This is a genomic window from Bradyrhizobium sp. Ce-3 (assembly GCF_022835695.1).
GTDB lineage: Bacteria > Pseudomonadota > Alphaproteobacteria > Rhizobiales > Xanthobacteraceae > Bradyrhizobium.
This window is the reverse complement of record NZ_BQUV01000002.1, coordinates 337,653-360,451: the sequence shown is the minus strand read 5'-3', so window position 1 is coordinate 360,451 and position 22,799 is coordinate 337,653. Positions and strand designations below refer to the sequence as shown.

General features: G+C 63.9%; 21 protein-coding genes and 3 tRNA genes. 9 read left to right on the top strand and 15 right to left on the bottom strand.

The features are described 5' to 3' along the window. Positions 1-495: 495 nt before the first annotated feature. Together BRSPCE3_RS08065 and BRSPCE3_RS08060 are read right to left on the bottom strand one after the other, a co-directional pair. Positions 496-645: a hypothetical protein gene (locus tag BRSPCE3_RS08065; RefSeq protein WP_244065266.1), complete on the bottom strand. Its 150-nt coding sequence runs from the start codon at positions 643-645 to the stop codon at positions 496-498. Between the two features lie 226 nt (positions 646-871). Continuing rightward, positions 872-948 (bottom strand) — tRNA-Asp (locus tag BRSPCE3_RS08060). A 305-nt stretch (positions 949-1,253) separates the two neighbouring features. On the opposite strand from BRSPCE3_RS08060, the gene BRSPCE3_RS08055 reads away from it, so the two are divergent. Together BRSPCE3_RS08055 and pepT are read left to right on the top strand one after the other, a co-directional pair. Then, the gene (locus tag BRSPCE3_RS08055) at positions 1,254-1,577 is read left to right on the top strand and encodes an HU family DNA-binding protein (RefSeq protein WP_224924859.1); all 324 of its coding nucleotides are present in this window, start codon (positions 1,254-1,256) and stop codon (positions 1,575-1,577) included. A gap of 154 nt (positions 1,578-1,731) precedes the next feature. After that, the gene (gene pepT, locus BRSPCE3_RS08050; protein ID WP_244065265.1) at positions 1,732-2,988 is read left to right on the top strand and encodes a peptidase T; all 1,257 of its coding nucleotides are present in this window, start codon (positions 1,732-1,734) and stop codon (positions 2,986-2,988) included. Here the strand turns inward: pepT and BRSPCE3_RS08045 are convergent, their stop codons facing one another. Genes BRSPCE3_RS08045 through BRSPCE3_RS08035 form a run of 3 tightly spaced genes read right to left on the bottom strand, consistent with a single transcriptional unit; the run spans position 2,989 to position 4,493 of the window. Then, positions 2,989-3,840, bottom strand: coding sequence for a class I SAM-dependent methyltransferase (locus BRSPCE3_RS08045; RefSeq protein ID WP_244065264.1), 852 nt, complete (start codon positions 3,838-3,840; stop codon positions 2,989-2,991). It abuts the gene before it with no gap. Positions 3,841-3,874: 34 nt separating this feature from the next. Beyond that, positions 3,875-4,180: a YciI family protein gene (locus BRSPCE3_RS08040; protein ID WP_244065263.1), complete on the bottom strand. Its 306-nt coding sequence runs from the start codon at positions 4,178-4,180 to the stop codon at positions 3,875-3,877. Positions 4,181-4,202: 22 nt separating this feature from the next. Beyond that, complete coding sequence (locus tag BRSPCE3_RS08035) at positions 4,203-4,493, bottom strand: hypothetical protein (protein WP_244065262.1); 291 nt, start codon at positions 4,491-4,493, stop codon at positions 4,203-4,205. Positions 4,494-4,743: 250 nt separating this feature from the next. Between BRSPCE3_RS08035 and BRSPCE3_RS08030 the strand changes: the two genes are divergently transcribed. After that, complete coding sequence (locus BRSPCE3_RS08030; RefSeq protein WP_244065261.1) at positions 4,744-4,992, top strand: PRC-barrel domain containing protein; 249 nt, start codon at positions 4,744-4,746, stop codon at positions 4,990-4,992. Positions 4,993-5,146: 154 nt separating this feature from the next. On the opposite strand, the gene BRSPCE3_RS08025 is transcribed toward BRSPCE3_RS08030, so the two are convergent. Further along, positions 5,147-5,221: transfer RNA gene (locus BRSPCE3_RS08025), tRNA-Val, on the bottom strand. Between the two features lie 56 nt (positions 5,222-5,277). Beyond that, positions 5,278-5,682: a GFA family protein gene (locus BRSPCE3_RS08020; protein ID WP_244065260.1), complete on the bottom strand. Its 405-nt coding sequence runs from the start codon at positions 5,680-5,682 to the stop codon at positions 5,278-5,280. Positions 5,683-5,858: 176 nt separating this feature from the next. Between BRSPCE3_RS08020 and BRSPCE3_RS08015 the strand changes: the two genes are divergently transcribed. Beyond that, on the top strand, positions 5,859-6,527 hold the full coding sequence (locus tag BRSPCE3_RS08015; RefSeq protein WP_244065259.1) for a GntR family transcriptional regulator: 669 nt from the start codon (positions 5,859-5,861) through the stop codon (positions 6,525-6,527). A 1-nt stretch (position 6,528) separates the two neighbouring features. After that, the gene (locus BRSPCE3_RS08010) at positions 6,529-7,740 is read left to right on the top strand and encodes an MFS transporter (protein WP_244065258.1); all 1,212 of its coding nucleotides are present in this window, start codon (positions 6,529-6,531) and stop codon (positions 7,738-7,740) included. A gap of 80 nt (positions 7,741-7,820) precedes the next feature. On the opposite strand, the gene lon is transcribed toward BRSPCE3_RS08010, so the two are convergent. The 5 genes from lon to BRSPCE3_RS07985 form a co-directional block, all read right to left on the bottom strand. Next, positions 7,821-10,250, bottom strand: a complete 2,430-nt coding sequence (lon, locus tag BRSPCE3_RS08005) for an endopeptidase La (RefSeq protein WP_244065257.1) — start codon at positions 10,248-10,250, stop codon at positions 7,821-7,823. A 320-nt stretch (positions 10,251-10,570) separates the two neighbouring features. Continuing rightward, positions 10,571-11,845, bottom strand: coding sequence for an ATP-dependent Clp protease ATP-binding subunit ClpX (clpX, locus tag BRSPCE3_RS08000; RefSeq protein WP_024583449.1), 1,275 nt, complete (start codon positions 11,843-11,845; stop codon positions 10,571-10,573). Positions 11,846-12,300: 455 nt separating this feature from the next. Beyond that, the gene (locus BRSPCE3_RS07995) at positions 12,301-12,936 is read right to left on the bottom strand and encodes an ATP-dependent Clp protease proteolytic subunit (RefSeq protein ID WP_021079148.1); all 636 of its coding nucleotides are present in this window, start codon (positions 12,934-12,936) and stop codon (positions 12,301-12,303) included. Between the two features lie 207 nt (positions 12,937-13,143). Then, positions 13,144-14,502, bottom strand: coding sequence for a trigger factor (gene tig / locus BRSPCE3_RS07990; protein ID WP_244065256.1), 1,359 nt, complete (start codon positions 14,500-14,502; stop codon positions 13,144-13,146). Between the two features lie 164 nt (positions 14,503-14,666). Beyond that, positions 14,667-14,751: transfer RNA gene (locus BRSPCE3_RS07985), tRNA-Leu, on the bottom strand. A gap of 134 nt (positions 14,752-14,885) precedes the next feature. On the opposite strand from BRSPCE3_RS07985, the gene BRSPCE3_RS07980 reads away from it, so the two are divergent. The 3 genes from BRSPCE3_RS07980 (at position 14,886) to BRSPCE3_RS07970 (ending at position 18,238) form a co-directional block, all read left to right on the top strand. Then, positions 14,886-16,235, top strand: a complete 1,350-nt coding sequence (locus tag BRSPCE3_RS07980; protein ID WP_244065255.1) for a multicopper oxidase family protein — start codon at positions 14,886-14,888, stop codon at positions 16,233-16,235. Between the two features lie 18 nt (positions 16,236-16,253). Beyond that, entirely contained in the window at positions 16,254-17,339 is a 1,086-nt protein-coding gene (locus tag BRSPCE3_RS07975) for an enolase C-terminal domain-like protein (RefSeq protein WP_244065254.1), read from the top strand. Between the two features lie 188 nt (positions 17,340-17,527). Further along, entirely contained in the window at positions 17,528-18,238 is a 711-nt protein-coding gene (locus BRSPCE3_RS07970) for a hypothetical protein (RefSeq protein ID WP_244065253.1), read from the top strand. Positions 18,239-18,265: 27 nt separating this feature from the next. Here the strand turns inward: BRSPCE3_RS07970 and BRSPCE3_RS07965 are convergent, their stop codons facing one another. Together BRSPCE3_RS07965 and BRSPCE3_RS07960 are read right to left on the bottom strand one after the other, a co-directional pair. Then, entirely contained in the window at positions 18,266-19,051 is a 786-nt protein-coding gene (locus tag BRSPCE3_RS07965) for a tetratricopeptide repeat protein (RefSeq protein ID WP_244065252.1), read from the bottom strand. Between the two features lie 160 nt (positions 19,052-19,211). Beyond that, positions 19,212-20,177 carry a LysR family transcriptional regulator gene (locus BRSPCE3_RS07960; protein WP_244065251.1) on the bottom strand — a complete coding sequence of 322 codons (966 nt, stop codon included), beginning with the start codon at positions 20,175-20,177 and terminating at the stop codon, positions 19,212-19,214. A gap of 101 nt (positions 20,178-20,278) precedes the next feature. On the opposite strand from BRSPCE3_RS07960, the gene BRSPCE3_RS07955 reads away from it, so the two are divergent. Beyond that, positions 20,279-21,106, top strand: coding sequence for an oxidoreductase (locus tag BRSPCE3_RS07955; protein ID WP_244065250.1), 828 nt, complete (start codon positions 20,279-20,281; stop codon positions 21,104-21,106). Between the two features lie 96 nt (positions 21,107-21,202). On the opposite strand, the gene BRSPCE3_RS07950 is transcribed toward BRSPCE3_RS07955, so the two are convergent. Then, positions 21,203-22,798, bottom strand: a complete 1,596-nt coding sequence (locus tag BRSPCE3_RS07950) for a B12-binding domain-containing radical SAM protein (protein WP_244065249.1) — start codon at positions 22,796-22,798, stop codon at positions 21,203-21,205. Position 22,799 lies beyond the last annotated feature (1 nt).

The window sequence follows — 22,799 nt, the reverse complement described above, 5'->3', positions numbered from 1 at the left end:
ATGTGCGATTGATCGTTGAGCGCGATCCGGAGGAAAAGCGGACGTCAGGCTGTTGTCGTCACCGCGCACTCCGGCGCCGGATTTGCCGGCTCGGCCGGTTTCAAGGCATGGCGCCAAACCAAATCACGAGCGCAAAGATGACCAGCAAGGCGACAGTTATGATCGCTTCGCTCGTTGGTATTTGCTTCATGGCCGCCTCCGCGCGCGGGAGCGGGATGCTGCGACGGGGCGGTGGCTCACATCAGCACAACACCGCCCACTTAAAATGCATGCGGACGGCGTTGGTTCTAGCCCCAGGAAGGATGTGCAAAATCCCGGTAGCCATATCTCTTACACGTCCGGAGCGAAGGTTTGATGTGGCGATTGGCATACTCCGAAAGGCGTAGGATCGCCGCAGAGATCGTCGCGATCTTCAGCCTGTCGATCGAGCCGCAAGGTATTCCCATCGCGCGGTACCAGCGAATGGTCCGCCGTGCCGGGCCCGCGGCATCGCCGTTAGCGCCACGTCCCGTCCGGCCCGACGGGCCAAGTTGGGTGGTCTCGGTTGTTCTCGTTAGGCTTCACCCTGAAACCCTGTCGAAACGCGAACCAGATGAAGCCGACCAGCACGACCACACAGATCGGCGCGAGAATCCAGTCGGGCATGTCGTGATCCTCCGGTCTACAGACAGTGGTCGCCGCGATCCTGGACGGAGTTCAATACGAATGCGCAGCACGGGCTTCGGAGTGCCAGCGTCCGACGTTTCGATGAAAGGCGGGCGACCGGGCAACGAGGCTTGCGGAGGTGGCTGAAACTGCGGCCGAACGCACGCGCAGCAGATGCTCGCGATACGCTTTAAGTCAGGAACCGGCGCTAAGTGTTTGATAAGACTGGCGCGAGAGACGGGACTCGAACCCGCGGCCTCCGCCGTGACAGGGCGGCGCTCTAACCAACTGAGCTACTCCCGCGGATGCCGATCGTCGGATTGATCCGCGCAGGACCGAGGGCATAAAGGGCCGCATCCCGATAGTCAAGCACGTTGCGGATCCCTGCACAGCGACGTCAAACTGCGCTTTGGGCACGTGCTGTCGCCTGTTTTCAGGGGAAACGGTGGTGTCAGCAAAGCCCCGAATCGAATAAGGCCAGATACGTCTGGGTTTCCTGTGGCCGGCCCGGCGCTGCCCGTTCCCAGAACCGGCGGTTTCAGGACTTTTCCGGACGCATTTTCCCGACGCGAACGGCGCGCCATTCGCGTGAAAGCAGCAATCCAGCCATTCAGCAACGAGGAGGGCCACACATGGCGAAGAAAGCAGCGACCCCGGCGACGATCACGCTGAAGCACCTGGCGGCGGCCATCGCCGAAGAGCAGGAGCTGTCCAAGAAGCAGGCCGAGGCGATCCTGACCGACATGGTCACCCGGATCACCAAGCACCTCAAGAAGGGCGAGCGCATCCGGATCGTCGGCCTCGGCATCCTCCAGGTTCGCAAGCGCGCCGCCCGCATGGGACGCAATCCGGCGACCGGCGAGCAGATCCACATCAAGGCCAGCAAGAAGGTCGCCTTCCGCGCCGCCAAGGAGCTGAAGGAAGCCGTCTAAGGCCTTCTCCTTTAAGACAAAGCGCCATTCCGGCTCGTGACGCGGCCCCGGAATGGCGCTTTTCTGTTATAGAGTTGTCTCTTGATGCGTTTGCTTGCGCGAACCAATTTCGCCCGAGCGCCTCATTCCCGTTCTCCATCCCTGCGCGGTCTTCATGCTGGCACCGGCTCTCGACTTCAAGCACACCGTCACCGAACGATTCCTGCGCTATGTCGTGATCGACACCCAGTCCGACCCGGATTCACCGACCACGCCCTCCACCGAGAAGCAGAAGAACCTCGGCCGCCTGCTGGTCGCCGAGTTGCTGGCGATGGGCATATCCGACGCGCATCTTGATCCGCATGGTTACGTCTATGCGACGATTCCGGCCAACACCGACAAGACGGTGCCGGTGATCTGCTTCTGCTCGCACATGGACACCTCCCCCGACTGCACCGGCAAGAACGTCAGGCCGCAGGTCGTGAAGAGCTACCGCGGTGGCGACATCGCGCTCCCCGCCGACGCCTCGCAGGTGATCCGCGCCTCCGAGCATGAAGCGCTCGCCGACCAGATCGGCAACGACATCATCACGACCGACGGCACCACCCTGCTCGGCGCCGACAACAAGGCCGGCCTCGCCGAGATCATGGATGCCGCGCACTTCCTGGTCACCAATCCGCAGGTCAAGCACGGCACCATCAAGATCCTGTTCACGCCGGACGAGGAGATCGGCCGCGGCGTCGACAAGGTCGACATCAAGAAGCTCGGGGCCGATTTCGGCTACACCATGGACGGCGAGACCGCCGGCCACATCGAGGACGAGACCTTCTCCGCCGACGGCGCCAGCATCATCATCGAAGGCGTCGCGACCCACCCGGGCTTCGCCAAGGGCAAGATGGAGCACGCGATCAAGATCGCGGCTGCGATCGTCGATCGCTTGCCGAAGGACACCTGCTCGCCCGAGACCACCGAAGGCAAGGAAGGCTTTCTGCATCCGGTGGCGATCTCAGGCGCGTTGGAGAATGCGCGCATCGACTTCATCGTGCGCGATTTCACTGAAGCTGGCCTGAAGCAGAAGGAAGTGCTGCTCGAGACCATCGTGCGGGACGTCATGAAAGGATATCCGCGCTCGACCTACCGCATGGAGGTCAAGCAGCAATACCGCAACATGAAAGAAGTGATCGATCGCCACCCCCAGATCGTCGCTTACGCGACCGAGGCGATCGAGCGCGCCGGGCTGACGCCGGTGAAGACCTCGATCCGCGGCGGCACCGACGGTTCAAGGCTGTCCTTCATGGGGCTGCCCTGCCCCAACATCTTCGCCGGCGAGCATGCGTTCCACTCGCGGCTCGAATGGGTCAGCCGCCAGGACATGGAAAAGGCCGTGCAGACCATCGTCCACCTGGCGATGATCTGGGAAGAGAAGGCCTGATCAGGCCCGCGCCGTCACGATCCAGATCGCGCCGGGCAGCAGCACGGAATCACCCTTGGCGAACGGCGCCAGCGCCTCGCGTATCGACGCGGTGGCGGCGGAGCGCACCTCCTCCGGATGCCCTTCCAGCGCGCGGCTGGCCGGCCCGATCTCGAGCGCGCCCTGGATCGCCGCCTCGATGCCGCGCCCGGTTGCGACATCGAGCTCGACCTTGCACGGCTCCAGGGCAATGCCGGAGAAACCGGCTTCGCCCAGGATCCGCTTCACCCGGGCCTCGGATGCGAACGCGAACGGGCCGGGATCCTCAGGGCCGAGCGGCGGCAGCTTCGGCACGTGCTTGTAGACCGCCTGCAGCGGCGTCATGAAGAAGGGATTTTCGCGCGGCTCCTGCCAGCAGGCGAAAGCAAGCCGGCCTGTCGGCTTCATCGCCTTGTGCAGATTGGCGAACGACGCCACGGGATCGGCAAAGAACATCACGCCGAAGCGCGAGGCCAAGAGATCGAAGCTCGCGCGCGCGAACGGATAGACCGTCGCATCGCCGAGCGCGAACTCGACCGGCATCCCCTGCGGCGTGCTCTGCCGCGCCCGCGTCAGCATCGGCTCCGAGACGTCGACGCCAAGCACATGGCCATCGGGCGCGACCTTCGACACAAGCGCGAAGCTCGAGGCGCCGCTGCCGCAACCGACATCGACGACGCGCTCGCCGGCCTTCGGCGCCGCGCGATCGATCAAGAGATCGAGCACCGGTTGCAGCACGATGTCCTGCGCGGCCTGCCGTGCGGCCCAGCGCTGGCCGCCCGGCCCGTTCCAATAGGCGATCTGATCGGCGTTTTGCGGGTGACCTGCGTTCATGTGAACAAAACCTCGCTGAGAGATGACGCCGATCCTAGCAAGTCTCGCGCGTCGCAGCGCGCAACATCGGCGTGACCTGATAGGTGAATCCGGCGTTGGCCTTGGTCACGGGATCGTTGGCGACGATCTCCTGCGGATCGGCTTCGTCGGACAGTTGCAGCACGCCCAAGCCCCAGACGCCGGCGGGATCGGCGACCGGTCCGAACACCAGCGCCTTGCCGGCACGTAGCAGCTCGCCGCAATAGTCGACGTGCGCCTGCATGATGGCGGCTTCCTGCGGCGTCATGTCTTGCGGAAAGGTCGGGCGCGGTCCGGTCAATCTGCAAACGTAGTACTTCATCGACCAGGTCCGCTCCCGGGGATTATTTTGCCGCCGCGTTGGTCGGCTTGGCCGGCTTCGGCGCAGGCGCTGTCTTGGCGGCATTCTTGGGGGCGCCCTGCCCGTCGCTGCGCGCAATGCCCCACGGGTCAGTCGGCTTCTGGTCCGGCACCGCGCTGAGCGCACGCTGATAGGCGCGCTGCTGCCGCGCCTCGTTGGCCAGATCGGCCGGCGATTTCTCGACCTCTTCGCGATAGCGCTGGACGTGATCGTCCTGCGCCAAAGCCGGTGCGGCAATCATGGTGAGAAGAAAAATCGCGGCGAGTTTGCGCATGCATCAAGTTCCCGGTTAGGCGGAGAGAATAGCATCGCAGCAGCCTCGGCATCAAACCCGAGCTGCATCGCGCCAAAAGGAACCGAGCCCGGCCCGCGACGCCTGCGTGACTTTCGGCACCTTTCGCATCGCCTGCTATCGCATGACATTTGGCAGACCAGCGCGGAGCAAGCGCGGTCCCGGCCATCCCCATGAGACTACCCCACGGCCGGGATCGCGCCCTTTCCGCGCGCTCAGGGAGAGCCGAGCCATGGCCTCACTACATCGGGCCCAGCAGCCAGCGGCCGCTTTGCAGCGCGTGAAACATCGCGCCACCGTCATCTTGCGCGAGCATGTGCAAGTCGAGGCCGAACTTGTCGGACGAGCTGCGGTTCTCACCGATGGGACGGCAGGAACCGTCGAGGGCGTGTCGCTGGACGAGTCGCATGGGTTGCGCATCTCGATCAAAGGGCACATCGGGAAGTGGCCAATCTCGACCATCAGGATGCTGCAGCCGTAGGGCTGGATCTGATCGCGCCGTCCAGATGGAGGAGCCGGTCCGCCTACGCTCTTCGAGCTTCGGCGCGACAGCCTTCGCCCTGCGGACCGAACAAGCGGATAAATTTGTGCTCGAAGGCTGGCTTGCCAAGCCGTAGCCTGTGAGCTGCGAAGGCTGGTGGGCGGTGAGAGGATCGAACTCCCGACCAATGGTGTGTAAAACCAGTGCTCTACCGCTGAGCTAACCGCCCTTGCCGGCGCGCCTCTTTAGCCTCGCCAGCCCTTGGCGCGCAAGCTCGCAAACGCTTCAATCCTTGGGCCGCGCCGGCAATCCCTTGAGATCGTGGATCCATGGCGCGGCGGAACGGCACCAGACCTGACGTCGCGGGGTCAATTCGCCGCGCTGGCGAATGCTGCCCCAACGGATGCCCCAGTCGTCGGGACCGCCGTCCTCGCCGCTGGTGAACAACGGTGAACCGCAATCGCCGCAAAAGTGCTGGAAGCGGATCCGGCCGTTGTCGCCCCGCTTGCCGTAGACCTTCGGCGCCGCTCCAGTGAGCTGCACCTGCTCGGCGGCGCAGATCACCGTGACGCGATAGGGCGAGCCGGTCAGTGTCTGGCAGTCCGTGCAATGGCAGATCGACACCCGCTCCGGATCGATCTCGGCCTGATAGGTCGCGGCCCCGCAATGGCATTGCCCGTCGATGTGCATGCTGCGCCCTCCATTTCCATTCAACAAAGCCGCTCCTTGGGCGCCGTTCCATCGTCAATGGCGCCGTCGGCGGAGCATTCCTGGTATCCCGGATCGGCCTTGTTTGGGATACCAAACCGGGATACGAGACTTGCCGGCGCTTCCGTGCGCCACCGGCTCCCGCGAAAGGATGCTCCATGTCCCAGATGCTTCAAATCCACGACCAGCTCCGGGAGATGATCCTGTCGCTCGACCTCGGTCCCGGCGAGCGGCTGACCGAGCGCTGGCTGGAGAGCCGGTTCGAGGGATCGCGCACGCCGATCCGCGCCGCGCTGGTGCGGCTCGAGGGCGAGGAGCTGGTCCGCCGCGACGGCCGCAACTGGATCGTCGCGCCGATCGATCTCGGCGAGCTGGAGGCACTGGCCGAATTCCGGATCCCGCTGGAGACGACGGCGGTCCGCCTCGCCTGCGCGCGGGCGAGCGCGGCCGACATCGCCGCGATCGAGGAGACGCTGGATGCCTGCCAGTCCGGCGCGCCGCGCGAGGAATGGCACCGCGTCGGCACCGATTTCCATGTCGAGATCGCGCGGCTCTCGGGCAACCCCTTCATCGTCAAGGCGATCGCCGGCGCCATGACGCGGCTGTCGCGGGCGCGCTGGCTCGAAGTGTGGACCGAGCCCTCGCGCGAGCAGGCCTGGCGCGAGCATCGGCGCATCCTCGGCTTCATCAAGGCCAATGACCCGGACGCGGCCGCGCGCGAGGCCGCCGATCACATCACCGACACCCGCGATCGCCTGCTCCGTTCGCTCAACGAGGACCGCCGCGGCCTGCGGGCGCGCGGCTTCGCCGTGATCGGATTGCGCTGACATGGATATGGAAGTCGATCGCGAAGCCCTGCTCGACGCAGGTCCCTGGAAGCGCAATCTGATCGTCTGCGTGTACGGCTCGTTCACGACCATCGTCGGGATGACGCTGCTGTTGCCGTTCCTGCCGCTCTATGTCGAGCAGCTCGGCGTGTCAGACCATGCTGCCATCGTGCAATGGTCGGGCATCGCCTATGGCGCAACGTTCTTTACGGCCGCGCTCACGGCGCCACTGTGGGGACGGCTCGCCGATCGTTATGGCCGCAAGCTGATGCTGATCCGCGCCAGCCTCGGCATGGCGATCGCGATGTCGCTGATCGGCATGGCGCACAACGTCTATGAGCTGGTGGCCTTGAGGCTGTTGACCGGTCTGCTCGGCGGCTACGCCTCCGGCTCGACGGTGCTGGTCGCGGCGCAGACGCCGAAGGCGCGGTCCGGCTGGGCGATCGGCGTGCTGTCGGCCGGCATCATGGCCGGCGGCCTGGTCGGCCCGTTGATCGGCGGCGTCCTGCCCGGCTTGATCGGCATCCGCGCGACCTTCTTCCTGATCGGCGGCGTCATCTTCATCACCTTCCTCGGCACCACTTTCCTGATCCGCGAGGAAGCACGTCCGAAGACGGCGAAGGGCAGCAAGTCGCGTGGCGGCTGGTCGCTGGTTCCGGACAAACGCCCGGTCATCGCGATGTGGTGCACCGGCCTGCTCTTGATGATCGCCAACATGTCGATCGAGCCCATCATCACGGTCTACGTCGCGCAGCTGGTCGAGGCGCCGCAGGTGACGTTCGTCGCCGGCCTCGTGATGTCGGCGGCGGCGTTCGGCAGCCTCTTGTCGTCGTCGCATCTCGGCAAGCTCGCCGATCGTGTCGGCCACTGGCGGATCATCACCGTCTGCCTCGCCGCCTCGGCGCTGCTGCTGATCCCGCAGGCCTTCGTGGTCAGCGGCTGGCAGCTGATCCTGCTGCGCTTCCTGATGGGGCTCGCGCTCGGCGGCCTGCTGCCGTGCATCGCCAGCGTGATCCGGCACAACGTGCCCGACGCCGTCACCGGCAGCATGCTGGGCTATTCGATCTCGGCGCAATATGCCGGCCAGGTGATCGGCCCGCTCGCCGGCGGATTCATTGGCGGCCATATCGGCATGCGTGCGGTGTTCCTCGGCACCAGCGTGTTGATGGCGTGCGGGGCGATCGGCAATTTCATCGTCGAGAAGAAAGAGTAGCCGCGCCCACCTGTTACCAGCGAACCGTCCAACAAAAACGGCGCCCGAAGGCGCCGTTTTCTTATTTCGTAGGAGCTCGCTCAGTGCGCCGTCAGGCCACCGGAAGCCTCATCCGAAGCGTCGGGCTTGACGTCGACCTTGCTGGTCTCCTCTTCCCAGACGATCGGCGCAGGTACGCGGGTCAGCGCCTTGGCGACGACCTCATCCAGCCGCGAGACCGGAATGATCTCCATGCCGCCCTTGATCGCATCGGAAATCTCCGTGAGATCCTTGGCGTTGTCCTCGGGGATCAGCACCGTCTTGATGCCGCCGCGTGCGGCAGCCAGCAGCTTCTCCTTCAGACCGCCAATCGGCAGCACGCGACCACGCAGCGTGATCTCGCCGGTCATCGCGACATCGTGGCGGACCGGAATGCCGGTCATGACCGAGATGATCGCGGTGGCCATCGCCACGCCGGCGGACGGACCGTCCTTCGGCGTTGCGCCCTCCGGCACGTGAACGTGGATGTCGCGCCGGTCGAACATCGGCGGCTCGATGCCGTAGACGATCGCACGCGAGCGGACGTAAGACGCCGCCGCCGAGATCGACTCCTTCATCACGTCGCGCAGGTTGCCCGTGACGGTCATCTTGCCCTTGCCGGGCATCATGACGCCTTCGATGGTCAACAGCTCGCCGCCGACATCGGTCCAGGCCAGACCCGTGACGATACCGACCTGATCCTCGTCGTCGATCTCGCCGAAGCGATACTTCGGAACGCCGAGGAACTCTTCGATGTTCGCCTCGGTGACCTTCACCGACTTCTTCTTGGAGATCATCAGCTCCTTCACCGCCTTGCGGGCGAGTGTGGAGAGCTCACGCTCCAGGTTACGCACGCCCGCTTCGCGGGTGTAGCGGCGGATCATCAGCAGCAAGGCCGCGTCGTCGATCGACCATTCCTTGGAGTCCAGACCGTGCTTGGAGAGCGCGCTCGGGATCAGATGCTTGCGCGCGATCTCGACCTTCTCGTTCTCCGTGTAGCCGGCGATCCGGATGATCTCCATGCGGTCCATCAGCGGGCCCGGAATATTCAGCGTATTCGCGGTCGTGATGAACATCACGTTGGACAGGTCGTAGTCGACCTCCAGGTAATGGTCGTTGAAGGTCGAGTTCTGCTCGGGGTCCAGGACCTCAAGCAGCGCCGAGGACGGATCGCCGCGGAAATCGGCGCCCATCTTGTCGATCTCGTCCAGCAGGAACAGCGGGTTCGAGGTCTTCGCCTTCCGCATCGACTGGATGATCTTGCCGGGCATCGAGCCGATATAGGTGCGGCGGTGACCGCGGATCTCGGCCTCGTCACGCACGCCGCCGAGCGACACGCGCACGAACTCGCGGCCGGTCGCCTTGGCGATCGACTTGCCGAGCGAGGTCTTGCCGACGCCGGGAGGTCCGACCAGGCACAGGATCGGTCCGGTCAGCTTGTTGGCGCGCGACTGCACCGCGAGATACTCGACGATACGGTCCTTGACCTTCTCGAGCCCGTAGTGATCGGAGTCCAGCACCGCTTGCGCGGCCTCGAGGTCCTTCTTGACCTTGGACTTCTTGCCCCACGGAATCGACAGCAGCCAATCCAGATAGTTGCGCACGACGGTCGCTTCCGCGGACATCGGCGACATCTGGCGCAGCTTCTTCAGCTCGTGCTGGGCCTTCTCGCGCGCTTCCTTGCTGAGCTTGGTCTTGGAGATCTTCTCCTCCAGATCGGCCAGCTCGTCGCGACCTTCGTCGTCGCCGAGCTCCTTCTGGATCGCCTTCATCTGCTCGTTCAGGTAATACTCGCGCTGGGTCTTCTCCATCTGGCGCTTGACGCGCGAGCGGATGCGCTTCTCGACCTGCAGCACCGAGATCTCGCTCTCCATCAGGCCCAGCACCTTCTCCAGGCGCTGCGTGACGGACAACGTCTCCAGGATCGCCTGCCGATCGGCAATCTTGACCGCGAGATGCGAGGCAACGGTGTCGCCGAGCTTGGCGAAATCGGTGATCGCCTGAACCACGCCGACGACTTCGGCGGAGATCTTCTTGTTCAGCTTCACATAGCTTTCGAAGTCGGACACGACCGACCGCGCCAGCGCTTCGGCTTCGACCGAGGTCGCGTCAGCGTCGGCGAGCGCGACTGCGGTCGCCTCGTAATACTCGCTGCGGTCGGAATATTTCTCGACGCGCGCGCGCTCGAGGCCCTCGACCAGCACCTTCACGGTGCCGTCGGGCAGCTTCAGCAGCTGCAGCACGCTGGCAAGCGTACCGGTCTCGTAAATTGAATCGGGCGCCGGATCATCATCGGACGCGTTCTTCTGCGTCGCGAGCATGATCAGCGCATCGTTCTTCATCACCTCTTCGAGGGCGCGGATCGATTTCTCGCGGCCGACGAACAGTGGAACGATCATGTGCGGGAAGACGACGATGTCGCGGAGCGGCAACACCGGATAGGAGTGGCTTTCGCCGTGGACGATCGTTGGCCGGGGTTTTGAGGTCGTCATGGCCTTATCCTTTTGTTTTGCCCCCTTGCACGCAGCCCGCCTGTTTGCGCAACCGCCACAAGGTGCCTTGGTGATCCGGAAAAAGATTGCCGTCAGCAGTCGCTTATTCCGCATCGAAAAGCGACGAATCTCAACGCATGGGATCCCTCGCCGATAGCATTAGGTGGCTATCAGGCCGGGGGGTGTCAAGTCTGAGAAGTGCCCGGAAATTCAGGCTAAACAGGCATTTACTGCAATGCCGCAGCGGCGCTGCTGGTGCGCCGCGGCGACCGCCGGATTGCCCGGCAGCCGCGCAATTACAACGACAGAATATTGCGCTGTTAGGCGCTTGCGCTGCTCTCGACGGCGCGGTCGGAGCGGTCCGCGTAGATGTAGAGCGGACGCGCCGTTCCCTCGACGACTTCGCGCGAGATCACGACTTCCTCGACGCCTTCCAGGCCCGGGAGGTCGAACATGGTCTCGAGCAGGATGCTCTCCAGGATCGACCGCAGGCCGCGCGCACCGGTCTTGCGCTCGATCGCCTTGCGGGCAACCGCGCCAAGCGCCTCGTCGGCGAAGGTCAGCTCGATGTTCTCCATCTCGAACAGCCGCTGGTACTGCTTCACCAGCGCGTTCTTCGGATCGGTCAGGATCTTCTTCAGCGAAGCCTCGTCGAGGTCTTCCAGCGTCGCAACGACGGGCAGACGGCCGACGAATTCCGGGATCAGGCCGTACTTCAGCAGATCCTCCGGCTCGACGTGACGGAAGATCTCGCCGGTGCGGCGATCCTCCGGCGCGAGCACCTGCGCCGCGAAGCCGATCGAGGTCGAGCGGCCGCGCGCGGAGATGATCTTCTCGAGGCCCGAGAACGCACCACCGCAGATGAACAGGATGTTGGTGGTATCCACCTGCAGGAACTCCTGCTGCGGATGCTTGCGGCCGCCCTGCGGCGGGACCGAGGCCACCGTGCCTTCCATGATCTTCAGCAGCGCCTGCTGGACGCCCTCGCCCGACACATCGCGGGTGATCGAGGGATTGTCCGACTTGCGGCTGATCTTGTCGATTTCGTCGATGTAGACGATGCCGCGCTGCGCACGCTCGACGTTGTAGTCGGCGGCCTGCAGCAGCTTCAGGATGATGTTCTCGACGTCCTCACCGACATAGCCGGCTTCGGTCAGCGTCGTCGCATCCGCCATGGTAAAGGGAACGTCGAGAATGCGGGCCAGCGTCTGCGCGAGCAGCGTCTTGCCCGACCCGGTCGGACCGATCAGCAGGATGTTCGACTTCGCCAGTTCGACGTCGTTGTGCTTGGTCTGATGGTTGAGCCGCTTGTAGTGGTTGTGGACGGCGACCGACAGCACCTTCTTGGCATGGCTCTGGCCGATCACGTAATCGTCCAGGACCTTGCAGATTTCCTTCGGCGTCGGGATGCCGTCGCGCGACTTCACCAGCGAGGACTTGTTCTCCTCGCGAATGATGTCCATGCACAGTTCGACACACTCGTCGCAAATGAAGACAGTCGGTCCGGCAATCAGCTTGCGAACTTCATGCTGGCTCTTGCCGCAGAACGAGCAATATAGCGTGTTCTTGGCGTCGCTCGTGCCGACCTTACTCATTCATTATCTCCGTCCGCCGTTCGATCTTGTTTGCCAGATCGACCCAATCCGGCACAAAACCGGGGTCTTGGGTAGATAGAGCAAATTCCGTACCAAAAAAGACCCTACGCAATACTGACCATGCCAATCACGGTTTATTCGAATCTCCGCGATCTTAGCCGATGCATTACAGCCAACCATGCTGGCACCCGACTATCAAGAATTCGCTAATCGGATGGCCGGCTCAAGACCGTGACAATACCGTGATTTTCCACGACCGCACGTGGAATACGCGTCGAAATCCACGGAACGTTGCGGGATTACCACGCCGGTATATGAGCACGAAAGCGGAACTTTCTGCCTGCGCGCATGCGTCCGCCGGCGGGCCCGCCATCCTGCTTTTGCCGGTTATGTGAGGCGTCAATGTGGAGATCACACCGACGCCTCCAGATACCTGTCCAGATCAGGCAGCCTTGTCAGGCAGCCTTGGCCGCCGACGGGTCTTCCGGCCGCTTGTCGATCACCTTGTCGACGAGGCCGAACGCCTTGGCATCCTCGGCGGTGAGGAACTTGTCGCGCTCGAGCGCGTCCTCGATCGCCTTGTAGGTCTGGCCGGTGTGCTTCACGTAGATTTCGTTGAGGCGCTTCTTGAGATTCAGGATCTCCTGCGCGTGCAGCATGATGTCGGTGGCCTGGCCCTGGAAGCCGCCGGAGGGCTGGTGCACCATGATGCGCGAATTCGGCAGCGTGAAGCGCATGTCCTTCTCGCCGGCTGCCAGCAGCAGCGAGCCCATCGAGGCCGCCTGCCCCGTGCACAGCGTCGACACCGGCGGACGGATGAACTGCATCGTGTCGTAGATAGCAAGGCCCGACGTCACCACGCCACCCGGCGAGTTGATGTACATCGAGATTTCCTTCTTCGGATTCTCCGCCTCGAGGAACAAGAGCTGCGCGACGATCAGCGTCGACATGCCGTCTTCCACCGGGCCGGTGACGAAGATGATGCGCTCTTTCAGGAGGCGCGAGAAAATGTCGTAGGCGCGTTCGCCGCGATTGGTCTGCTCGACGACCATCGGCACGAGGTTCATGTAGGTTTCAACGGGATCGCGCATGAAAGAACCCAAGGGTTAGGGGTGATGCAGAACTTTAAGGCTTAACCCAGATATGGGCCAATTTCCGGCCGACAAGACCGGCACTGGGCCGCACTACCCATCCGGGCAGGTCGCGGAAGTTCAAGCTGATTCGCATCCGCGCGCCTAGCGACGGGATCCGTCGCGAGGCGCGCTTTCGCGGTTCATCATTAACGCGAGGTGCCGGAATTAGGCGGCAGTTTTCTCGGCGTCTTCATCCTTGAACAGCTCGTCCTTGGTGACCTTCTTCTCGGTCACCGTGGCGAGCTCGAGCACGAAGTCGACGACCTTGTCCTCGTAGATCGGGGCGCGGAGCTGGGCCAGCGCCTGGGCGTTGCTGCGATAGTAATCCCAGACTTCCTTTTCGCGGCCGGGCATCTGGCGCGCACGCTCGATCACCGCCCGCGACACCTCGTCGTCGGTCACCGTGATCTTGTTCTTCTCACCGATCTCCGACAGCACGAGGCCGAGGCGGACGCGGCGGTCGGCGATCTTGTGGTACTCCTCCTTCGCCTCCTCCTCGGTGGTGTTCTCGTCGGCGAAGGTCTTGCCGGAGGAGTCCATCTCGGCCTTGATCGAGTTCCACATCAGGTTGAACTCTTCGGCGACAAGCGACGGCGGAGCCTCGAATTTGTGGCTCTCGTCGAGCCGGTCGAGCAGCGCGCGCTTGACCTTCTGGCGGGTCGCGCCGGCGAATTCGGCGGTCAGGCGCTCGCGGGCCGCTTCCTTCAGCTTGTCGAGCGATTCGAGACCGAGCGTCTTGGCAAACTCGTCGTCGATCACGGTCTCGCCCGGCGCTTCGATCAGCGTCGCGGTGGTCTCGAACTCGGCCGGCTGGCCGGCGAGCTTGTCGTTCAGGTAGTTCTTCGGGAACGAGACCTTCAGCGTGCGGGTCTCGCCGGTGCCGATGCCGATCAGCTGCTCCTCGAAGCCCGGGATGAACTGGCCGGCGCCGATCACGACCTGGATGCCCTCGCCGGTGCCGCCCTCGAAGGCTTCACCGTTGATGGTGCCCTTGAAGCTGATGGTGACGCGGTCGCCCTTCTCCGCCGCACCCTCGGTCTTGGCATTGTACGGACGGCTGCCCTCGGCGATGCGCTTGATGGCATCGTCGACGTCGGCGTCGGCGACCTCGACCACCGGCTTCTCGACCGAAAACGACTTGAAGTCGGCGAGCTGGATCGGCGGCACGACTTCGATCGCGACCGTGTAGGTCAGGTCGGTCTTGCCCGACAGCAATTCCTCGACCTGGTCCTTCTCGGTCGGCATCGTGATCTTCGGCTCGCCGGCGAGGCGGAAGCCGCGGTCTTCGAACAGCTGCCGGTTGGTGTCGCTGATGGTCTGGTCGATGGTCTCGGCCATCACCGAGCGGCCGTAGATCTTCTTCAGGTGCGCCACCGGCACCTTGCCGGGACGGAAGCCGTTGAGACGGACCTTGTCCTTGAGGTCGACCAGCTTGGCGCCCGCCTTGGCATCGAGATCGGATGCCGGAACGCTGATCTTGAATTCGTGCTTCAGTCCCTCGTTGAGGGTCTCGGTGACCTGCATGGTATCAATCTTCTTCCGCTTTTGCCGCGGCCCGAGCGGCCGTGGCAGTGTTCAATCTGTTCGACGGTGAGCCTTGCGGCCTAACGTCTGTGGGTTCGGCGAACCCTCGTCCCTTTCGGGCCAAAGGTTCTCCAAGAAATCGTCATGCAAACGCTGTAAGCGCTTGGTGCGGGCGGAGGGACTCGAACCCCCACAACTTTCGTCACTGGAACCTAAATCCAGCGCGTCTACCAGTTCCGCCACGCCCGCGTGAAAAGCATCCAATCCGGCCGCGGTGCCGCGGGCGGCGGGCTTATAACATGGGCCCACCGGTTCGCAGCAAAAAAATGGCCGCTGGAGAGCCCAGCCTGCGACCGATCGCGACTGGACAGGTACCCTCGAAAATGGTCCGCATCGGCCGGATGGCAAGTCCCAAAACAAGCCCTGAATTTTCCGTCACCCGGCGCGACCTGATGGCCGCGATCGGCGCCGCGGCGCTTTGCCCGGCATGGCCCGCCACGGGCTCGGCCCAGGGCCGGACCGCGGTCGTACTCCAGGCCAAGGCCGACCGAATCTCGCTGCGTCCGGATGGTCCTGGTCCTGGCGGCCCGGATATCCCGGTCTGGTCGCTCGGCGGCGGCGACCTCCGCTTCAAGCGCGGCGAAGTCCTCGACGTGACGTTCGGCAACGAGCTGCCGGTCGCAACCGCGCTCGACTGCCGCGGGCTCGATGGCATCCCGGCGGCGGAGCCGTTGGCCTCGCGCGCGCCGCTGGCGGCGGGGGCAAAGGATACCTTCCAGCTCCCGCTTCGCCACGCCGGCACCTTCCTGTGCGAGCCGCTGCTCGGCGATACCGGTACGGCGCCGGTCCGGCCGCGCCCGCTGATCGTGACCGGCACCTCGCCGGTTGCCGTCGATCGTGACGAGATCGTGCTGATCGAGGAATGGCGCCTGCGGCCCGATGGAACCGCGATTCCGCCCGGAACTGATTCCAAAGATTCGACGCCGATTCATACAATTAACGGCAAGACCTCATACGACATCTCGGCCCCGAGCAATACCCGGCTCAGACTCCGCTTTATCAACGGCAGCCAACGCAGCGTGCTGGCGGTCAAGCTGGAGAACCTCGACGTCCGGGTGATGGCCATCGACGGCCAGCCGGCCGAGCCGTTCCCGGCTCGCAACGGTGCGTTGGTACTGGCTCCCGGAAGCCGCACCGATGTCTTTGTCGATGCGGCCGGCACCGCCGGAACCAGCTTCCCGATCCTGCTGCACGACGGCAAGCAGGCCCGCCCGGTCGGCAGACTGACGGTCTCGAACGAGCCGCCGATCCGACCGGCGCCGTTCCCGCCAGCTCCGCCGCTTCCGGGCAACGACATGCCCGCCCAGCTCGATCTCAAGAGTGCCGCAAGATTCGAGCTGCCGCTCGGCGCGCCGACCGAATGGTTCCGCCCCGCGGAGTTCAAGCCGACAGCCGCTCCCGCATTCCAGGCCAAGGCGGGCCGGCCCGTCGTGCTGACGCTGACCAACCGCGGCGCGATCGCCAGCGTCTTTCATCTGCACGGCCATCACTTCCGCCTGCTCGACAAGCTCGACGACGGCTGGAAGCCGTTCTGGCTCGACACCCTCGCGGTCGAGCCGGGCCAGACCCAGCGCATCGCCTTCCTCGCCGAATATCCGGGCCGCTATCTGATCGAGCAGGTCGCGACCGACTGGGCCGCGCCGCGGCTCGTGCGATGGTACAGTGTTCAATAACAAGAAGAGGAAACACCCATGAGCCAGACAGTTGCAGCGATCCGCGGCGTGAAGGCGCGAGGCGTCGTGGTGCCGCTCAAGCGTCCCGTGAAGAATGCGTTCGGCGTGATCGATTCCGGCCCGCTGGTTCTGATCGATGTCGAGACCGATCAAGGCGTTATTGGTCGCAGCTACATCTTCGCCTACAGCAAGCTCACACTTCACCCGCTTTGTTATCTGATCGAGCAGATCGGCCGCGAACTCACCGGCAAGCCGGTCGCGCCGTTCGACCTGATGCAGGCGATGGACGCCAAATTTCGTTTGCTCGGCTGGCAGGGTCTGGTCGGCATGGCGGTGTCCGGTCTCGACATGGCCTATTGGGACGTGCTCGGCCAACTCGCCGGCCGGCCGCTGGTCGAACTGCTCGGCGGCTCCGCCAAGCCGATCAAGGCCTATGACAGCTACGGCGTGGTCGATCCCGTAGCCGATGAACGCGCGCTGCGGCGTTCGCTCGATCAGGGCTTCAAGGGCATCAAGATCAAGGGCGGCGACGGTGACGCTGCCAATGACGAGCGCGTCGTGAAGGGCGTGCGCACCCTGCTCGGCCCCGACATCGCACTGATGATCGACTTCAACCAGTCGCTCGATCCGGCCGAGGCCACGCGCCGTATCGCGCGGCTTGCTCCCTACGACCTGCATTGGATCGAGGAGCCGGTGCCGCAGGAGAGTCTGTCCGGCCATGCCAAGGTCCGCGAGACCTCGCCGACGCCGATCCAGGCCGGCGAGAACTGGTGGTTTCCGCGCGGCTTCGCCGAAGCGATTGGGGCCGGCGCATCCGACTTCATCATGCCCGACGTCATGAAGGTCGGCGGCGTCACCGGCTGGATGCAGGTCGCAGGCCAGGCCGATGCGGCCTCGATCCCGATGTCGAGCCATCTGTTCGCGGAAGTCAGCGCGCATCTGCTGGCGGTGACGCCGACCGCGCACTGGCTCGAATTCCTCGACTTCGCAGGCGTGATCCTGGCAAGGCCCGCCGAGATCATCGATGGCGCGGTGACCGCCCGCGGTCCCGGGCTCGGGATCGAATGGAACGAGCCAGCGGTGGCGAAGTATCTGGTCAGCTAATCCCGGACGGTGATCCGTAGATCCGTAGGATGGGTGGAGCGCAGCGATACCCATCCTCTGACGGCGCCGAAATGATTGATGGGCATCGCTTCGCTTCACCCATCCTACAAGGCTACGCGTTCGGCGGCGTGGCGGCGCTTCACCTTTGCGACGCATTGATGTAGGCCAACAGGGCATCGGAGCGCCCAATGTCCACCAGCAACAAACTGACGCTCAAATTCCGCTGTCCGACGGAGCTTGAGGGACGGATACCGGCCCCCATCCCGGCGGCGCAGGGCGTTCCCGACTGGCTCAAGGCAATGCCTGCGACGGCCTTCTCTTCGATCAACCTGCACGACGAGGACACCATCAAGCGCTGCCCGCCGTTTGTTGATGCGATGACCTGCGGATTCCTGCTGCCGCTGGTCTGCGATCTCAAGGTCGAGAACGGCGAGATCACCTGGGACCACGATCTGCCGCCGGGAGGCACGCCCGAGTTTCCGCGTTCGCCGATCGGGTTTCACGACCCGGGTCAGGTCAGCGGCACGCCGCTGTTCGAAGAGGGCCGTTTCTTTCTCAAATTCCACAATCTGTGGACCGTCGAAGCCCCGGAAGGCTACGCGGTCTACTTCACGCATCCCGTCAATCGCTTCGATCTGCCGTTCACCACGCTGAGCGGCCTGGTCAATTCCGACCTCTATACCGACAATTGGGTGCACTTCCCGGCGTATTGGCACGACAGGAATTTCCGAGGCGTCCTGCCCAAGGGCACGCCCATCGCACAATGCATCCCGGTCAAGCGCGACAGCTGGACCGCGCAGGCAACGCCGTTCACCGCGGAGGAAGCCAAGCGCGTCGGCGAATTCCGCGGCGAGCTCAAGCGCGAGCCCAACCTCTATCGCAGAAACTTCAGGGCGTAAGGCGCGACGCGATTTCGTCCGCTGCGCTCAAGCTGGCCTCTCCCCGCCGAGGAATTTGGCAACGTCGCCTTGCGAGAAGAAGAAGCGGCCGCGCGATCCCGCGGCCATGACGAATGCCGCGCGTCCCAGCAGCTGGGGCTGACCGCGAATGACGGCGCGCAGCGCCGTCTCGGCAGCATCGCGCTCGCCCTGCTCGAACAGCGAGGTGGCGAGGTAGGCGCGGGTCGAGCGATCGTCCGGGTAAAGCGCGAGCACGCGGCGGAAGGCATCCACGGCGCCGGCATAGTCGCCATGTAGGATCAGGACCCGCCCGAGCTGGTTGAGCACGTCGGGGCGTCCCGGCGCGGCAGCACATGCCTCTCTCAGGATGCTTGCGGCCCGCGCGATCTGATCGGTCTCATGCAACAGGCGCCCCAGATCGTACTTCAGGTCGACGCTGCCGGGCGCCAGCGCAAGCCCGGCCTCGACCGTGCTGATCGCCTCGTCGTATTGACCGGCCTTGGCAAGCTGCCCGGCGAGTTCCTGGAACGAGGGGAGATAGGGCGGACGCCGCGCCGCCGTGCGCCGAAGCTGGGCGATGCCGTCCGTGGCCCGCCCGGCGCCGCACAGCAAAGCACCGAGCAAGGTCTCGACCTCGCCATCGTCGCCACGGCGTGCAATCCGCTCGAGCGGCGCGATCGCCTCGTCTCCCCGCTTCTGCCCCATCAGGGCATGCGCCAGCAGTAGCGCCGCATGTCGGTCCGTGCGGTTTGACTTCAGGATGTTGGTCGCGATCTGCTCTGCCTGAGCAAACTGCTGCGCCCGCAACGCCAATGCGCCTTGTTGCAGCGCCTGAGCAAGGAAATTGTTCTGCCTGCCACTCACGAGTGAGATTCACGGTGCCGAGGGAATATGCTGCGCGTTTAGCCCGCATCTCCCGACGCGTCCACCAAAAGTATCGTGGCCCCAACAGCCTCGACGGCTTCCAGACAGCTCAAGCGTGTTTGCGATGCTCGTCCGATCGCTTGCCCTGGGGTGAGTGGCCGCCGCCAATCCGGGTGGCGAGCTTCGTCTCCTCCCGTATCATGTCGACGAAGGCGCGAAGCCCCGCCGTCATGTGCCGGTGCCGCGGATAATACAGGCGCAAGCCCGCAAATGGCGGCGTCCAGGCGTCCAGAACCGCGCGCAACGTGCCGGCGGCGAGATGCTCCGTGACCCAGAAATCGCTGACGAAGGCCAGCCCCAAACCCTCGAGGGCGGCTTCGACCATCAGGCTGTCACTGTCGAGGGTCAGCCTGCCCGGGACATCGAGCACCATCTGCTCGCCGCCGCGCTTTTCGAACTCCCAGTGATAGAGCTTGCCGCTCGGCATCCGCCTGCGAATGCATTCATGGGCGAGCAGATCGAGCGGAGACCGCGGCACCGACGCGCGATCGAAATAGCCGGGCGCGCCAACGACGATGAAGCGGGTGTCCGGGCCGCAGGCAATCGCGACCATGTCCTGCGGCACGGCTTCGGCCAGCCGGATGCCGGCATCGAAACCTTCCGCGACGATGTCGATCGGACGTCCTTCCAGCGTCAATTCGACGTTCATGTCAGGATAGCGCCGCAGGAACTTTGCCACGACCGGGCGAAGGATCTGGTGCGCGGCGCGCTCCTTCAGATTGATGCGCAGTGTGCCCGCGGGCGTATCGCGAAACTCGTTCACATCCTCCATCGCGCCGGCAATCTCGCGCAGCGCGGGGCTGACCCTGGCGAGGAAGCGCTCTCCCGCTTCCGACAGCGCGACGCTGCGTGTCGTCCGATTGATCAGGCGCACGCCAAGCCGCTTCTCCAGCCCGGCGATTGCATGGCTCAACGCCGAAGGCGAAATGCCGAGTTCCGTCGCCGCCGCGCGAAAGCTGCGATGCGTCGAGATCGCGACGACCGCATTCAACTCGAAAAGACCGGCATGCTGCATTGTTCGATTTCCTGCATCAGGTCATGCCAGTCTATGCCGATTATTGCATTAATCCAACCGACTATATCGAGCCCGGAAACTGGTTTTGAAGGGCACCTCCCATGGCAAAGACTTTCCTGATCACTGGCGTTTCATCCGGCTTCGGCCGCGCACTTGCCGAGGCCGCATTGCATGACGGCCACACCGTCGCCGGCACCGTGCGCAATGCAACCGACCAGCAGACATTCGAAGCGCTCGGCAAGGGCGTGCACGCCGTGATCCTCGACGTCACCAACACAGCGGCGATCGCGCCCGCCGTCGCTGATATCGAGCGCAGGATCGGCGCGATCGACGTCCTCGTGAACAATGCCGGCTATGGCCACGAGGGCATTCTGGAGGAATCGTCGATCGACGATCTGCGGCGCCAGTTCGAGGTCAACGTGTTCGGCGCGGTGGCGATGATCCAGGCGGTGCTGCCCTTCATGCGCAAACGACGCGCCGGACACATCCTCAACATCACGTCGATGGGCGGGATCATCACGATGGCCGGTCTCAGCTACTATCACGGCAGCAAGTTCGCACTGGAAGGGATCTCCGAGTCCCTTGGCAAGGAAGTCAAGGACCTCGGCATCAAGGTCACCGCCGTCGAGCCGGGTGGCTTCCGCACCGACTGGGCCGGACGGTCGATGGTGCGGGCAGAACGGTCGATCGCGGACTATGACGCTGTCATCGATCCAATCCGCAAACGCCGCATGGAACTGAGTGGCTGGCAGGTCGGCGATCCCAAGAAGGCCGCGCAGGCGATGCTGCAACTCGCACTGTCGGCCGATCCGCCGGCGCATCTGTTGCTCGGCAGCGATGCCGTGCGGCTGGTTGAGGACAAGATGAAACTGCTGCAGGCCGAATTCGATGCGTGGAAGAGCGTTTCGCTTTCCACCGACGTTGCCTGAAACGCGGTGGCCGCTCAAGCAAGCTTCGGTCCTGATTCAATCAGAACCGAAGCTCCGGCGAACCTTGCCGTCCATCAAGCTGCAGAGTTGATGAAGTCATTGCGCAAGCGCCGTGGCCCTCACCGACGGCTTACCGTCCAACTCGGCAATCCGGCGGTCGATCTCGCCGATCACGTATTTCGAGAACGGCCCGAAGTGCAAGTACAGCGCCATCAGCATCACGATGTAGCGCAGCGCGCCTGGATTGGACTTGGCGACCCCGACGAAGGTCTTCCAGAACGGCTCGCGAACCTCCGGCAGCGCACTGATCACCCTGTGCACGCCTTCGATGCCGCCAAGCCGCTTGCGGATGTCGCCATCCGGCAGGTCGCGGCGCCGATCCGACCGGTCGAGCATGGCGGCAAGCTGCGCCAGCCGTCCTGCATATGCCGCCGGGCTGTACACGTGCCCGAGCACGGTCTTGTAATCCGTGAGGATGTCGCGAAGCGGACGCTTGGTGTCGAAATTGCAGCCGAGCGTGCATTGGTCGCCCGCCTGCTCGACCTTCATGAGATCATGGCCCTCGTGCAGGCGGCCTTCCTGGGCCAGCCGCCGCGTCAGCTGTGTGCCCGGCAACGCATAAAGCAGTCCAACCATGCAGACTGGAATGCTCGCCTCCTCGATGAAGTCGATCATCGCCTGCGCCATCGAGACTTTCTCGGTATCGAACCCGACGATGAAACCCGCGGTGACGAACATGCCATAGTCGTAGATCTTGTGAACGCTCTCGGCGATGTTGCGCCTGGTGTTCTGCTTTTTCTTCATCTGCACGAGGGTCTCGGGATCCGGGCTCTCGATGCCGACGAAAATGCCGAAGAAGTTCGCGTCCTTCATTGCCTGCAACAGCTCGCTATCGTCGGCGATATTGATCGAGGCTTCGGTCGAGAATTCGAACGGATAGTCCCGCTCTTCCAGCCAGGCTTTGAGCCGCGGCAGCAAGACGCGCAGGTTTTTCTTGTTGCCGATGAAATTGTCGTCGACGAAATCGACATGCCCACGATAGCCGTGATCGTAGAGGGCTTGCAGCTCGGCGAGAATCTGATCGGGGGTTTTGGTACGCGGCACGCGCCCATACAGCTCGATGATGTCGCAGAACTCGCAGGTGAACGGGCAGCCGCGCGAATACTGCACGCCAATGAAGAGATAATGCTCGAACTTGATCAGATCGTAGCGCGGCATCGGGCTTTGCGTGACGTCGATCTTGAATTTCTCGGCGGTGAACACGCCCTTGCGCTCGCCGCGTTCCCAAGCGGCGATGAATTCCGCGATGACATGCTCGGCCTCGCCGATCACCTGGAAGTCGGCATCCGCGTAAAGGTGCGGGCTGGAGGAGACGTCAGGCCCACCGACACATACCGGCTTGCCGTGCCGGTGGGCGAGATCGATCAGGTGGAGAAAATCAGGCTGCTGGTTCAGCATTCCGCCGATCATGACGAGATCGGCCCAGTCAAGGTCGGCGTCGGTCGAAGGCTCGGTGTTACGATTGACGAGACGGATCTCCCAATGCCTCGGCAGCATGGCGGCGACCGTGATCAGTCCGAGCGGCGCCGCCGGATACTTCGCGCCGACGAGTTCGCAAGCTTCCGTATAGTTCCAGAACGAGTCCGGAACGAACTTCGGATAAATCATTAGAACGCGGCAAGGACTCGTCATG

Bases quoted from the DNA above. Each gene is read 5' to 3' on its own strand.
- BRSPCE3_RS08065 (WP_244065266.1), bottom strand. From the start codon at position 645: ATGCCCGACTGGATTCTCGCGCCGATCTGTGTGGTCGTGCTGGTCGGC.
- pepT (WP_244065265.1), top strand. From the start codon at position 1,732: ATGCTGGCACCGGCTCTCGACTTCAAGCACACCGTCACCGAACGATTC.
- BRSPCE3_RS08045 (WP_244065264.1), bottom strand. From the start codon at position 3,840: ATGAACGCAGGTCACCCGCAAAACGCCGATCAGATCGCCTATTGGAAC.
- BRSPCE3_RS08040 (WP_244065263.1), bottom strand. From the start codon at position 4,180: ATGAAGTACTACGTTTGCAGATTGACCGGACCGCGCCCGACCTTTCCG.
- BRSPCE3_RS08035 (WP_244065262.1), bottom strand. From the start codon at position 4,493: ATGCGCAAACTCGCCGCGATTTTTCTTCTCACCATGATTGCCGCACCG.
- BRSPCE3_RS08030 (WP_244065261.1), top strand. From the start codon at position 4,744: ATGGCCTCACTACATCGGGCCCAGCAGCCAGCGGCCGCTTTGCAGCGC.
- BRSPCE3_RS08020 (WP_244065260.1), bottom strand. From the start codon at position 5,682: ATGCACATCGACGGGCAATGCCATTGCGGGGCCGCGACCTATCAGGCC.
- BRSPCE3_RS08015 (WP_244065259.1), top strand. From the start codon at position 5,859: ATGTCCCAGATGCTTCAAATCCACGACCAGCTCCGGGAGATGATCCTG.
- BRSPCE3_RS08010 (WP_244065258.1), top strand. From the start codon at position 6,529: ATGGATATGGAAGTCGATCGCGAAGCCCTGCTCGACGCAGGTCCCTGG.
- lon (WP_244065257.1), bottom strand. From the start codon at position 10,250: ATGACGACCTCAAAACCCCGGCCAACGATCGTCCACGGCGAAAGCCAC.
- clpX (WP_024583449.1), bottom strand. From the start codon at position 11,845: ATGAGTAAGGTCGGCACGAGCGACGCCAAGAACACGCTATATTGCTCG.
- BRSPCE3_RS07995 (WP_021079148.1), bottom strand. From the start codon at position 12,936: ATGCGCGATCCCGTTGAAACCTACATGAACCTCGTGCCGATGGTCGTC.
- tig (WP_244065256.1), bottom strand. From the start codon at position 14,502: ATGCAGGTCACCGAGACCCTCAACGAGGGACTGAAGCACGAATTCAAG.
- BRSPCE3_RS07980 (WP_244065255.1), top strand. From the start codon at position 14,886: ATGGTCCGCATCGGCCGGATGGCAAGTCCCAAAACAAGCCCTGAATTT.
- BRSPCE3_RS07975 (WP_244065254.1), top strand. From the start codon at position 16,254: ATGAGCCAGACAGTTGCAGCGATCCGCGGCGTGAAGGCGCGAGGCGTC.
- BRSPCE3_RS07970 (WP_244065253.1), top strand. From the start codon at position 17,528: ATGTCCACCAGCAACAAACTGACGCTCAAATTCCGCTGTCCGACGGAG.
- BRSPCE3_RS07960 (WP_244065251.1), bottom strand. From the start codon at position 20,177: ATGCAGCATGCCGGTCTTTTCGAGTTGAATGCGGTCGTCGCGATCTCG.
- BRSPCE3_RS07955 (WP_244065250.1), top strand. From the start codon at position 20,279: ATGGCAAAGACTTTCCTGATCACTGGCGTTTCATCCGGCTTCGGCCGC.
- BRSPCE3_RS07950 (WP_244065249.1), bottom strand. From the start codon at position 22,798: ATGACGAGTCCTTGCCGCGTTCTAATGATTTATCCGAAGTTCGTTCCG.